The following is a 12611-nucleotide window of genomic DNA, read 5'->3' as shown; positions in this document are numbered from 1 at the left end:
GCTCCTCACCGTGTCGCCCGCGCAACGTCACGCAATCGTCATCGTTGCGCAATCGAAGTGAAACCGGAATCGCACCGGAGTGACATGCGCCGGGCCTAGGCGCGCCCTCGACTCAATCGGGGGATCCCATGAACTGCAAATCGATCGTCGCCACCCTTGCGGGTGCCAGCCTGCCTGTTCTCGCGCTGTCGCTCGCCGCGCCTGCCGCCGCGCAGACCGTGGAAACCGCGCAAGCCGCCGCTCAGCAGGAGATCGAAACCGCCGCCGACGTCGTCGTCAACGGCACCATCGCCTATCGCAATCGCACCGAGGGCGCCGAGCCCGAGCTGGTCTATGACCAGGAATTCTTCCAGCGCTTCGAGCCGCTCACCGCCGGCGATGCGCTCAAGCGCGTTCCCTCGGTGACTTTCCTGTCCGACGTGATCGAGAGCGACGGCGCCCGCCTGCGCGGCCTCGATCCCGGCTACACCCAGATCCTGATCAACGGCGAGAGGGTGCCCGGCACCAACGCCGACCGCAGCTTCTTCCTCGACCGCATCCCGGCCGAGCTGATCAAGCAGGTCGAGATCGTGCGCTCCTCCTCGGCGCGCCGCACCGGCGATGCAGTCGCCGGCACGCTCAACATCGTGCTGCGCGACGGCTACCAGCTCGACGGCGGCTATATCCGCGGCGGCCTGCTCCGCTTCGACGATGGCGAGGTGAAGCCGAGCCTCGGCGCGGTGTTCGGCGGCCAGGTCGGCCCGGGCCGCATCCTGCTCGGCGCCAACCTGCAGGGCCGTTACAACCCCAAGAAGAAGTACAGCCTGCGCTATGACGAGCCGGGCGCCGCGCTCAACAATCGCGAGGACCAGTCTGACGTCCGCGATGGCACCGACTACGCCTTCAACGCGAGCTACACGATCGATACCGACACCACCGACTTCGAGCTGTCGGGCTTCTACGTCCGCACCGATCGCACCGAGACCGAGCGCTCGTTCGAATACAGCACCGCGACCGGATCGGGCGGTTCGATCCGCAACGGCGCGGGCGGCAACCTGCTGGTCGATAATTCCAACATCAACGGGATCGAGCAGGACAATTTCAGCATCAACGGCAAGCTCGGCCAGAAATGGAGCCTGGGCGAGACCAAGCTGAAGGTCGGCTTCGCCAAGTTCATCGACAATCAGTGGGAAACGGAGAACGAGATCGAGTTCGATCGCGCGGCGCCGCGCTTCACCGGCGACCGGTTCGACACGCATATCGTCGACAAGGAATTCTCGGCCGGACTCGAGCATGAAGCGCCGCTCGGCAGCGGCATCGATCTCGTGTTCGGCGGCTTCTACCAGAACAAGGTCCGCGACACCGATATCCAGGAAGCGGCGCGCCAGCGCTTCAACCTCGCGACCAGCTTCCACGCCGCCTACAGCCAGTTCGCGCTGACGCCCGACACCAATGCGCAAGGCTTCACCGGCTTCACGCCAATCGCGGGCGGGCTCAGCAAGATCAAGGAGGAGCGCAAGGACTTGTTCGGCCTGATCGAGGGCGAGACCGGCGCGGTGAAGTGGGAAGTCGGCCTGCGCTGGGAAAATACCAATGTGCGCATCGACGACCTGACCGCCGCCGGCGGCGCGATCGAGCAGGACTACAACCAGCTCCTGCCCAGCGCCTCGGCCAAGATCAGCGTCGGCAATGGCGGCCGCATCACCATCTCGGGCGCGCGCACCGTTCGCCGCCCGCGCTTCGACTATATCACGCCGGTGCTGCTCGAAGCGGAGCTGGGCGACAACGACCTGCTCGGCAATCCGCTGCTGCGGCCCGAGACCGCCTGGGGCGCCGATCTCGGCTTCGAGCAGCGCATCGGGTCGACCGGAGTGATCGGCGTCAACTTCTTCTACCGCGACGTCAAGGACCTGGTCGAGGTGTACAACACCCAAGTCGAGGGTTCGGAGGGGCCAGGAACCTTCGTCTACCAGCCGCGCAACACCGGCGACGGACAGGTCTATGGCGTCGAGTTCGACGTTTCGACCAGCCTGGGCTTCCTCGGCCTTCCCGACACCGGCGTGTTCGGCAACCTGTCACTGCTCGAGAGCGACATCACCGACGAGCTGGGCGAGCGGCGCTTCAACGGCCAGTCGAACACCGTGTACAATTTCGGCTTCATCCAGAACTTCCCGAGCTTTGGCGCGGCGTTCGGCGCGACCTACCGCAAGCAGGGCGCGGCGATCGACCGCAACGTCGGCGAGGAAGTGCGCACCACCTATGGCGCGGACCTCGAGATCTTCGTCGAGAAGCGCTTCGGCAAGAGCTTTACGATCCGCGCCGTCGGCTCGAACCTGCTCGACAGCGAGAAGCGCGAGGCGTTCAACAAGTTCACGACGATCGAGGACCAGATCGACCGCAACTTCGACGAATATGAACTCGAGCGCGAGAATGCTGGCCCGGTCTTCCAGGTCATGGCACGTCTGGCCTTCTGATGCGCCGCGCCATTCTCTTCACGGGCCTGCTCCCGCTCGCCGCCTGTGCCGCATCGAAGACTGCGGTTCCGGTCGTACCCACCACCCCGGCGGCCAGCGTCCAGGCGCGCGGCGAGACCGAGGCGGTGGGCACGGCAAACGCCGATGCGGCGGACGATCCCGCGATCTGGCGCAACCCGGCCAACCCCGCCGCCAGCCTGATCGTCGGCACCGACAAGAAGGCCGGGCTGCACGTCTATGACCTGGCCGGCAAGGACCGGTTCTTCATCGACGCCGGCCAGGTCAACAATGTCGACCTTCGCGACATGGGCGACGCCGGGATCATCGTCGCGGCGAGCGACCGCAACGATCGCAAGAACGCCAAGCTCGCTTTGTTCCGGCTCGACACTACCGCCGCGAAGCTGATCCCGCTCGGCGCCGTCCCGGTCGGTGCGGGCGAGGCCTATGGGGCATGCCTCTACCGTAGCGGCGGCAAGCTCCACGCCTTCAACGTCATCAAGGACGGCACGATCCGTCAGCTCGAGCTCGACCTGACGGGCGCCGCGCCGGCGGGAAAGATCGTCCGCACGATGAAGCTCGCCACCCAGTCGGAAGGCTGCGTCGCCGACGAGCGCACGCACCGCCTCTATGTCGGCGAGGAGAATAGCGGCGTGTGGCGGTTCGATGCGCGCGCCGACGGCCCTGTCGCGGGAACGAGGATCGCGGCGGCCGACGGCCAAACCCTCGTCATCGATGTCGAGGGCGTCGCGATCGCCGCCGAGGGGGAGGGCAATGGCGGCTATCTGCTGGTCTCCAGCCAGGGCGACCATGCCTATGCCGTCTACCGGCTGTCGGACGAGGCCTATGTCGGCCGCTTCCGCATCACGCCCGGCACGTTCGGCTCCACCGAAGAGACCGACGGGATCGAGGTGATCACCGGCGACTTCGGCCCCGATTATCCCGGCGGGCTGTTCATCGCGCAGGACGGCTACAACCCGCCCAAGGCCCAGAACTTCAAGTTCGCGGCCTGGGCGGACATCAAGGCTGCGCTGAAGCTCGACTGAGCGGAAGACCGCGCGGCTCGCCCGGCCGCGCGGCACATGGTATAGCCGCGCTAACCACGACTCTTCGCTGCCCCGCGGGAACAAAGCCGCCTTCGCGCGTTTCGGACCTGTCACGACGGGAGGAAGCGATGCGGCTGGTCATTCTCGGCACGGTAGCGTTGCTCAGTGCTTGCAGCGGCGGAGGCGGTGGCGGCGGCGGTTCTCCGAGCCCGACGCCGACGCCTCCCCAAACCAACCGCGCGCCGGCCTTCACCTCCGCCACGACCGCATCGGTCGCGGAGAACACCGTTGCCGCCTATACCGCCACCGCCAGCGACCCGGACGGCAATCCGCTTACCTTCTCGATCGCCGGCGGCGCCGATGCCGCGCGCTTCACGATTACCCCCGTCGGCGCGCTCGCCTTCGCCCCTCCCCCCAATTTCGAGCTGCCCGCCGATGCCGATCGCGACAATGTCTATCAGGTGCAATTGCGCGTCAGCGACGGATCGCTCTCCGCGACGCAGGACGTCACCGTCACCGTCACCAACAGCCGTGAGGGGATCGCGGTGCGCCGTGTCGGCACCGGCTTCAGCCAGCCGCTCTACGTCGCCCCGATTCCGGGCTCGGCTCAAGTCTATGTGGTCGAGAAGGGCGGCGGCATCTGGCGGCTCGATCCGGCGACCGGAGCGAAGACGCTGATCCGCACGGTCACCAACCTCGCGACCGATGGCGAGCGCGGGCTGCTCGGGCTCGCCGTCAACACCAATGCCCCCGCCACCTATGGCGAAGCGCTGATAGTCGCGACGGCGACCGATGGCGCGGTCGAGGTCCGGGCGCTCTCGCTGAGCAGCCCCGCCACGCCCCATACGGTCGTCCTGCGCACGCCGCATCCGACCAACAACAACCACAATGGCGGCTGGCTCGGCTTCGGCCCGGACGGGCATCTCTATGTCGGCATCGGCGACGGCGGGGGCGGCGGCGATCCGGCCAACAATGCGCAGAACACCAATGTCCGCCTCGGCAAGATCCTCCGGCTCGCGCAGAGCGGCGGCAGCTATGTCCCCGCTCCGGGCAATCCGTATCTCATCGCCGGCGGCGATCCCTGGGTGTTCGCGATCGGCCTGCGCAACCCGTTCCGCGCCTCCTTCGCTCCCGACGGCCGCCTGCTCATCGGCGATGTCGGTCAGGGCGCGCGCGAAGAGATCGACGTTCTCCGCCCCGACCAGCCTGGACTCAATTTCGGCTGGCGCTTCCTCGAGGGGACGCAGCCCTTCAGCGGCACCGCGCCTGCCGGGCTGACCCCGCCGGTCACCGAATACAGCCACGGCACCGGCCCGCGTCAGGGCCGATCGGTGATCGGCGGCTATGTCTATCGCGGCCCGGTCGCTTCGCTGGCGGGTTCCTATGTGTTCGGCGATTTCATCAGCGGCAACCTCTGGAGCGTTCCCGCCGCCTCGCTCGTCGCGGGAAGCACGCTGGCATCAGCCAGCTATGAGCGCCGCAATCCCGATTTCGCGCCCGATACGGGGACGATCGACCAGCTCGCGTCGTTCGGCGAGGATGCGGCAGGGAATCTGTTCATCGTCGATCTCGACGGCGAGATCTTCATGGTGACGCCCGGCTGAGGGTTGCCGAGTGCGCAGGCAACAGCTTTAACCGCTGTCATGCATCGCGCCCTCGCCCCGCTCGCCCTGATCCTCGCCCTTCCCGCCGCCGCACAGAGCGGCGCGGAGCAGAAGATGGCATCCACCGTGAAGGCGGAGACCGAACGCCATGTCGCGCTGCTGGAGAAGCTGGTCAATCAGAACAGCGGCTCGCTCAACATCGACGGCGTGAGCAAGGTCGGCGCGATGGTGCGCGCCGAGCTCGAGCCGCTCGGTTTCAGGGTCGAGTGGATCGACATGAAGGAGACCGGCCGCGCCGGGCACCTGGTCGCGACGCACACGGGCAACGGGAAGGGCAAGCGCCTGCTGCTGATCGGCCATCTCGACACGGTGTTCGAGCCCGAATCCCCTTTCCAGAAGTTCGTGCGCACCGGTGATCGCGCGACCGGCCCGGGCATTGGCGACGACAAGGGCGGGATCGTCGTCATCATCGCCGCGCTGCGCGCGATGCAGGCGGCGGGCACGCTCAAGGGCGCGGACATCCGGATCGTGCTGACCGGCGACGAGGAACGCACGGGCGCGCCGCTGGAGATCGCCCGCCGCGACCTGATCGCCGCGGGCAAATGGGCCGATGTCGCGTTGGAGTACGAGAATCTCGCGCGAGAGGATGGCAGCGACAAGGGGACGATCGCGCGCCGCAGCTCGGCCAACTGGACACTCACGACGACCGGAAAGACGGGGCACAGCAGCGGCGTGTTCGGCGCGTCGCTCGGCTATGGCGCGGCCTATGAGCTTGTGCGCATCCTCGACGAGTTCCGGCGCACGCTGCCCGAGCAGAACCTCACCTACAATATCGGCGTGATGGCCGCCGGCACCCCGGCGACGCTCGCGCCCAACAACTATCAGGTCAGCGCGGGCGGCAAGACCAACATCGTTGCCGAGCAGGCGGTCGCGCGCGGCGACCTGCGCGCGCTCACTCCCGAGCAGGAGGCGAAGACCCGCGCCGCGATGCAGGCAATCGTCGCCAAGAACCTGCCCGGCACCAGCGCGAAGCTGGTCTTCCAGGACGGATATCCGCCGATGTCGCCGACTGCGGGCAACCGCGCGCTGCTGGCGAAGCTCAACGCGGTCAACCGCGACCTGAAGCTGCCCGAGATGGCCGAGATGGATCCCGCGAAGCGCGGCGCCGCCGACAGCGCCTTCGTCGCCGCGGATGTCGACACGCTCGCCGGCCTCGGCGTGGCAGGCGGCGGCGCGCATGCCGAGGGCGAATGGGTCGATCTCACCTCGATTCCGCTCCAGGCGCTGCGCAACGCGGTGTTCCTGACGCGACTGAGCCGCGAGAAGCGCTGAAGAGCGCGGCGTTCAGCTTCCAATCCTCCCCCGCCAGGGGGAGGATTGGAACCCTGATCAAGGCACCAGCAACGTCGCGCCCATCGTCTCGCCCGCCTCGATCGCGCGGTGGGCATCGGCGGCATCTTCCAGCGCGAACCGCTGCCCGATCTCGACGCTGAGCACGCCGCTCGCGACCAGCTCGAATACCCGTGCCACACCCGCCGCGCGTTCTGAGGGCGTCGCATAATAGTCGTAGAGGGTCGGCCGGGTGACATAGAGCGATCCGTGGCGGCTCAGGATGCCGAGGTTCACCCCCTCCACCGGCCCGCCCGCATTGCCGAAGCTGACGACCAGCCCGCGCCGCGCCGCCGACTTGAGCGACGCCTCCCAGGTGGATCCGCCCACACCGTCAAGCACCACCGGGACGCCTTCGCCGCCCGTGATCTCGCGCACCCGCACGGCGATATCCTCATTCCTGTATTCGATGACGTGATCGGCGCCGAGCGCCCGCGCGCGCTTGGCCTTGTCCGCCGATCCGGCGGTCCCGATCACCGTCGCGCCGAGATGCTTGAGCCATTGCACCAGCAATTGCCCGGTCCCGCCGGCCGCGGCATGGACAAGCACCGTCATCCCCGGCTGAACCCTCGCCGCGCGCTCGACCAGATATTCGGCCGTGCAGCCCTTGAGCATCACCGCCGCGGCGATTTCGTCCGAGATCGAATCGGGCAGCTTCGACAGGATGTCCGCGGGCACGTTGCGCTCGGTGGCATAGGCACCCAGCCCCGGCCCATAGGTCGCGACCCGATCGCCCGGCGCCAGCGCGGTCACGCCTTCGCCTACCGCCTCAACAATCCCGGCGGCCTCGCTCCCGAGTCCGCTCGGCAGCGGCACGGGATAGAGGCCCGAGCGGTGATAGGTGTCGATGAAGTTCAGCCCGACCGCGGTTTGCCGCACGCGCACCTCGCCCGATGCTGGCGGTGGCAGCTCGCGCTCGACCCATCCGATCACCTCGGGTCCGCCGGTCTGCTCGATCACCGCCACACGCGCCATGCACTCGCCTCCAGTTTCGGGTTGCAACCCTTGGCTCGCACCGCCATCTAGGCGCCATACCCGATGTTTGAAAACCGGAGGCCAGGATGCGGAGCTATCTCAAGCACTATATTGGTGGTGCGTGGATCGAAAGCGAGGGCGGCACCCGCCACGACGTGATCAACCCCGCCACCGAAGCTCCGGTCGCCGAAATCACGCTCGGTTCCGAGGCGGACGTGAACAAGGCAGTCGCCGCGGCGAAGGCGGCGTTCGAGAGCTTCGCGCGCACCAGCGTCGTGGAGCGGCTGGCGCTGCTCGAGGCGATCCTTGCCGAGTACAAGAATCGCGCGGGCGACCTTGCCGATGCGATCTCGGCCGAGATGGGCGCGCCGATGAGCCTCGCGAAGACCGCGCAGGTCGGCAGCGGCATCGGCCACCTCATGTCCACGATCAAGGCGCTCAAGGAATTCCAGTTCAGCGAGCAGATCGGCGCCAGTCTCGTCGTGCATGAACCGATCGGCGTCGTCGCGCTGATCACGCCGTGGAACTGGCCGCTGAACCAGATCGTCGCCAAGGTCGCCCCCGCGCTCGCCGCGGGCAACACGATGGTATTGAAGCCCAGCGAGGAGGCGCCGAGCTGCGCGGCGATCTTCGCCGAGATCATGGACAAGGCCGGCGTCCCCGCAGGCGTGTTCAACCTCGTCCAGGGCGACGGGCCGGGCGTCGGCACGGCGCTCAGCCGCCACAAGGACGTCGACATGGTGAGCTTCACCGGATCGACCCGCGCGGGCATCCAGGTCGCGAAGAACGCCGCCGACACGGTCAAGCGCGTTCATCAGGAGCTTGGCGGCAAGTCGCCCAACGTCATCCTTCCCGGCGCCGACCTGCCCAGGGCGGTGCAGACCGGGCTGATGAGCGTCATTATGAACTCGGGCCAGAGCTGCATCGCCCCCGCCCGCATGCTGGTTCACGAGAGCCAGGCCGACGAGGCCGCGCAAATCGCGAGCGGCGTGATGAAGGCGGTCGAGACCGGCGATCCTTCGCAGGAGGGCCGCCATATCGGCCCGGTGGTCAACAAGGCGCAGTGGGAGAAGATCCAGGGCCTGATCCGCAAGGGGCTGGAGGAGGGCGCCAAGCTTGAGACCGGCGGCCCCGGGCGCCCCGACGGCGTGGAGACCGGCTATTTCGTCAGGCCCACGCTCTTCTCCGGCGTGCGCAACGACATGACGATCGCGCGCGAGGAGATCTTCGGCCCGGTGATCGCGATCATCCCCTATAAGGACGAGGAAGAGGCCGTCCGCATCGCCAACGACACCGACTACGGCCTGTCCGCGGTGCTGTTCGGCACGCCCGAGGAGGTGAAGCGCGTCGCCCCGCGGCTGCGCGCCGGCATGGTCTACATCAATGGCGGCCAGCCCGATCCCGGCCTGCCCTTCGGCGGCTACAAGCAATCGGGCAACGGCCGCGAGCACGGCAAGTTCGGCCTCGCCGAATTCATGGAAGTGAAGGCGATGGTCGGCGCGATGGCTTGAACCCAGAAATCCTCCCCCGCCAGGGGGAGGTGGCGCGCGAAGCGCGACGGAGGGGGGAGGAAGCACGCCAGCGTTCTGGAATCCGCCCCCTCCGTCAGCCTGCGGCTGACACCTCCCCCTGGCGGGGGAGGATTAATACGCGAAACTACCGCTCCCTCAGTCGAACAGCTCCTCCAGGAAGCTCTTCTTGCGCTTGTGCTTGTAGCGCGGGTCGTAGCCGTAGCCGCGATCGCCATAGCCCTGTCGCGGATAGCCGCCGCCTTGCTGCCACGGCCCGCCTTGCGGCGGTGCCTGAGGCGCCGGAGGTGCCGGGGGCGCTTCCGCCGCGCCGCTGCGCTCGATGATCTTGTCGAGCTCGCCGCGGTCGAGCCAGATGCCGCGGCATTGCGGGCAGTAATCGATCTCGATCCCCTGCCGGTCGCTCATGTGGAGGCCCACCTTGCACACGGGGCACAGCATTCCGGCAACGGCTTCGGGGGTTCGCATCATCGGCTCCTGATCATGGTCGATGCACCCTAGCTAGGAAGCATCGCGACCCGCCGCAACGATGCGATCAGTGAACCGTGCCCACCGCGCGGTTGACGCTCATCAGCACGATCAGCCGCTCGATCTGGCGCCAGCGGCAGAAGTTGATGTGGTTGCCCAGGTCGCGATATCTGTCCGCGCGCGCCGCCGCCTCGAACCCGGCATCGTCACCGAACATCGCGATCAGTTCCGCCGCGTCGGTCACATGGGCACGATCGGCAAGATACGGGATGGTGGACATCGCAGGCGACATAAGCGGGGGGCGCTCCGGCTGGGGTATGCCGAGCGGGCACGCACCCCCCGTGCCATGATCGGCCAACCCCCGCTTTCCCGCGCTTCGCAAGGGTAAATCGATGGAAACCATAGGCTTTTGCGCCGTGCCGCGCGTTCCGCATCGGGACGGTGGCGTCCCGGCGCGGGACGTGGCAAGGGAACGGCATGGACCGCAAGCCCTCCCCTGCCCCGCGCGGCGGCGCCCCGATCGCGGGCGGCGCTTTGCTCGCGCTCAGCCTCGTCACCGGCTCGGTGATCGGCGTGCTCAAGGGGCAGCCCTCGCTCGGCTTCATCGGCGGGCTCGGCATCGGCCTCGCGCTGCTGCTGATCGTCGCGCTGATCGATCGCGCACGGCGTTAGATTCGTCCGCAATCACTCGGGGCGCGTTGCCCCGCGAAACGAGCGTCGATCCAGTCGAGCGTCGTCCGCGCGTCGGTCCGCGCGACCGTGGCATGCTCGCCGCCCGGGATCGAGAGATAGCGCACGGCCTTGCCGTTGCGGCACGCCCGCTGCGCGAAATCGCGCACCACGGCGGGCGCCACGATCACGTCCTTGCTTCCCGTGGCAACCAGCAGCGGCGAAGGGACCGCGGCGGGCGAGACGCTGTTCTCGCGCATCAGCCGGCCCCAGGGCTGCTGCTTGCCGAGATCGAGGTTGCGGATCGCGCGCTGCACGGTGACGATGCCCAGGATCGTGCCGAGCTTCGGCTTCTTGTGCGTCTCTATGCAGTAATTGTCGGCCAGCCGGGTCATCACATTCTGAGTCGCGCGGCTGCCGAACGCGGTCATCGGGATGCCATAGTGGCGCGACCAGCTCGTCCCGGTGTACGCCATCAGCAACGCGCGCGCCCGCGGGTCGCTGCCCTCCTTCATGTTGCGCGCCAGATCGGTGGGCGGCACGATCGCGGCGATCCCGACCAGATCGAGCTCCGGCGCATAGCTTCGCGCCAGCTGCCCGGTCCATAGCGCGGCATGCCCGCCCTGCGATTCGCCCCACACGGCGAACCGTAGCCCGGCATTGGCGCCGCGAATGTCGCGCGCCGCGCGCACCGCATCGAGCACCGACCGCCCCGTGCTGACCCCGACCAGCCCCGGATGAACCATAGCGGAGCCGAGCCCCGGATAGTCAGGCGCGACAACGGTATAGCCACGCCCGATCACATCCGCGAGCGAGGGGATCATGGTGAAGTTGAGGCCGCCCGACGAAGGAGCGCATTTCTGCGCGACGCCGATCATGCCGTGTGTCCAGGCGATCACCCGACCCGGTCCGGACGACGGACGTTCCGGCGCGATCACCATCCCCGTCACCTCGATCGGCTGGTTGCGATCGCTCATCGTGCGATAGCGCACTCGCCAGGCGCGCATCCCGGCGGGGGCGTCGGCCGCCGGCTCGGCGGAGACCAGCGTCCCGGCACGTTGCGCGGAGGCGGTGGCCGGCATGGTGAGCAGGGCCGCCGCAACGATGCTGGCCATACTGGCGCGTGCACGATGCATGGCTGTGAGATATCACAGCCGCGCCCGAAACGAAAAGCGCGGGGAAGGGTTCACGCGCGCTACACCAGGGCGCGGTGCAGCCACACCACCCGCCCGACCACATCGATCGCCCGGGCCGGAACCACCTCACGCCCAAAGGCGGGGTTGTCGCTCACCACCTCCACCTCGGCACCCATCGCCCGCAGCCGCTTGACCGCCACCAGCCCCTCACGCCGGAACACATAGATCGCCGGCCGAACGCCCAGCATCCGCCGCGCCCCATCGACCAGGATCTCGTCGCCGTCGCACAGGTTCGGCTCCATCGACGCGCCCTCGACCCGGATGGTCGAGGCCATGTCCGGCCGCACGCCCAGCCGCCGCAGCAGCGCCGGGTCGAGCAGCAGCTCGCTGCGCCGCTCGGTCTCGACCAGCCGCCCGCGCCCGGCCGCCGCCCCGGCATCGACCCGCGCCACGGGCACCAGCCCGTCGACCGCCGGCCCGCCCAGCGCCGCATCGCTCAACCCCAGATAGCGCGCCAGCTTGCGCCGGTCGGCTTCGGCCAGGCGGCGCGGCGACCCGCGCGTCACGAACTGCTGCAGATAGGCGGCATTGCGCCCGATCAGCCGCGACAATGCCGCCAGCGACTCCCCCCGCGCCGCCGCCGCGCGCTCCAGCGCCTCGCGTTGCTCGAAGGATTCCATGTTTTGAGCATAGCCGTAGGATTTTTCCTAGACAAGTTGGAAATGAGAACATTCAATGAACATCAACATGAGCGAGTCGGGAGAACAGGAGTGATCGATGGCGATTTTGCGAGAAGTGGAGCGGTATCTGCGCCAGCACGGAATCCCGGCCACCAAATTCGGACGGCTGGCGGTGCGCGATCCGCGGCTGGTGGGCGACCTGCGCAATGGCCGCGAGCTGCGCGCCAAGACGCGCGCGCGGGTCGAGGCCTTTCTGGCGGCACCGCCGCCGCCGGAGCTTCGTCCATGAGCCGCGGGCCCGATCTGGGCACGCAGCTCGAGCGCGCGCTGGTGCGCAGTGCCGCGGATGCGGGGATCGCGCTCTCCGTCGTCGCGATCACGGCAACGCCCTGGGCCAGCGTGACCTTTACCGGCGCGCGCCACCGGATCGTCGCCATAGCAACGCCCTGCCCTTTGCTGGATAGCTGGTTGGTGGGGCTTGGCGAGACCGAGTTCCGCCTGCGCGGGCATCTGGTCGCGGACCTCGCCGTGACGGGCTCGATTCACGCCGAAGAATCGGCCGAGGTCACGATCGAGGTGCTGACGGTGGAGGATTGCTAGAGTCGTTTTCAGCTTCGCTGAAACGGCGCTGGCCCGCTCCCCACCCGGCCACCCATCAAGATACG

13 protein-coding genes are annotated in these 12611 nt (G+C 68.1%); 8 read left to right on the top strand and 5 right to left on the bottom strand.

Features of this window, described 5'->3' with window-relative positions; translation table 11 throughout:
• Nucleotides 1-128: 128 nt before the first annotated feature.
• The 4 genes from VGD28_RS08365 (at nucleotide 129) to VGD28_RS08350 (ending at nucleotide 6432) form a co-directional block, all read left to right on the top strand.
• A complete protein-coding gene (locus VGD28_RS08365; RefSeq protein WP_331027881.1) occupies nucleotides 129-2453 on the top strand; it encodes a TonB-dependent receptor plug domain-containing protein in 2325 nt (774 codons plus the stop codon).
• Entirely contained in the window at nucleotides 2453-3496 is a 1044-nt protein-coding gene (locus VGD28_RS08360; protein WP_331027880.1) for a phytase, read from the top strand. Before VGD28_RS08365 ends, VGD28_RS08360 begins: the two co-directional genes overlap by 1 nt.
• Before the next feature lie 128 nt (nucleotides 3497-3624).
• Nucleotides 3625-5100, top strand: a complete 1476-nt coding sequence (locus VGD28_RS08355; RefSeq protein WP_331027879.1) for a PQQ-dependent sugar dehydrogenase — start codon at nucleotides 3625-3627, stop codon at nucleotides 5098-5100.
• A 39-nt stretch (nucleotides 5101-5139) separates the two neighbouring features.
• The gene (locus VGD28_RS08350; RefSeq protein WP_331027878.1) at nucleotides 5140-6432 is read left to right on the top strand and encodes a M20/M25/M40 family metallo-hydrolase; all 1293 of its coding nucleotides are present in this window, start codon (nucleotides 5140-5142) and stop codon (nucleotides 6430-6432) included.
• A gap of 57 nt (nucleotides 6433-6489) precedes the next feature.
• Here the strand turns inward: VGD28_RS08350 and VGD28_RS08345 are convergent, their stop codons facing one another.
• Nucleotides 6490-7464, bottom strand: coding sequence for a quinone oxidoreductase (locus tag VGD28_RS08345; protein WP_331027877.1), 975 nt, complete (start codon nucleotides 7462-7464; stop codon nucleotides 6490-6492).
• Between the two features lie 86 nt (nucleotides 7465-7550).
• Here VGD28_RS08345 and VGD28_RS08340 point away from each other — a divergent pair, with 86 nt between their 5' ends.
• Nucleotides 7551-8975: an aldehyde dehydrogenase family protein gene (locus VGD28_RS08340; protein ID WP_331027876.1), complete on the top strand. Its 1425-nt coding sequence runs from the start codon at nucleotides 7551-7553 to the stop codon at nucleotides 8973-8975.
• Nucleotides 8976-9131: 156 nt separating this feature from the next.
• Here VGD28_RS08340 and VGD28_RS08335 read toward each other — a convergent pair whose 3' ends face one another.
• Both VGD28_RS08335 and VGD28_RS08330 read right to left on the bottom strand, forming a co-directional pair.
• Nucleotides 9132-9461: a zf-TFIIB domain-containing protein gene (locus VGD28_RS08335; protein WP_331027875.1), complete on the bottom strand. Its 330-nt coding sequence runs from the start codon at nucleotides 9459-9461 to the stop codon at nucleotides 9132-9134.
• 67 nt (nucleotides 9462-9528) lie between these two features.
• A complete protein-coding gene (locus VGD28_RS08330) occupies nucleotides 9529-9741 on the bottom strand; it encodes a hypothetical protein (protein ID WP_331027874.1) in 213 nt (70 codons plus the stop codon).
• Between the two features lie 197 nt (nucleotides 9742-9938).
• On the opposite strand from VGD28_RS08330, the gene VGD28_RS08325 reads away from it, so the two are divergent.
• Nucleotides 9939-10133: a hypothetical protein gene (locus VGD28_RS08325; protein ID WP_331027873.1), complete on the top strand. Its 195-nt coding sequence runs from the start codon at nucleotides 9939-9941 to the stop codon at nucleotides 10131-10133.
• On the opposite strand, the gene VGD28_RS08320 is transcribed toward VGD28_RS08325, so the two are convergent.
• The gene (locus tag VGD28_RS08320; protein WP_331027872.1) at nucleotides 10130-11245 is read right to left on the bottom strand and encodes an alpha/beta fold hydrolase; all 1116 of its coding nucleotides are present in this window, start codon (nucleotides 11243-11245) and stop codon (nucleotides 10130-10132) included. The two genes, VGD28_RS08325 and VGD28_RS08320, sit on opposite strands and share 4 nt — an antisense overlap.
• Nucleotides 11246-11325: 80 nt before the next feature.
• Complete coding sequence (locus VGD28_RS08315; protein WP_331027871.1) at nucleotides 11326-11946, bottom strand: S24 family peptidase; 621 nt, start codon at nucleotides 11944-11946, stop codon at nucleotides 11326-11328.
• Between the two features lie 97 nt (nucleotides 11947-12043).
• Here VGD28_RS08315 and VGD28_RS08310 point away from each other — a divergent pair, with 97 nt between their 5' ends.
• Nucleotides 12044-12235: a hypothetical protein gene (locus VGD28_RS08310; protein WP_331027870.1), complete on the top strand. Its 192-nt coding sequence runs from the start codon at nucleotides 12044-12046 to the stop codon at nucleotides 12233-12235.
• Nucleotides 12232-12546: a hypothetical protein gene (locus tag VGD28_RS08305; RefSeq protein ID WP_331027869.1), complete on the top strand. Its 315-nt coding sequence runs from the start codon at nucleotides 12232-12234 to the stop codon at nucleotides 12544-12546. Before VGD28_RS08310 ends, VGD28_RS08305 begins: the two co-directional genes overlap by 4 nt.
• The last annotated feature ends 65 nt before the right edge of the window (nucleotides 12547-12611 follow it).

Origin of the sequence: Sphingomonas sp., from assembly GCF_036402235.1 — a bacterium.
Lineage (GTDB): Bacteria > Pseudomonadota > Alphaproteobacteria > Sphingomonadales > Sphingomonadaceae > Sphingomonas.
Note: the sequence above shows the minus strand (reverse complement) of the source record. Positions and strands in the feature narration are given on the sequence as shown.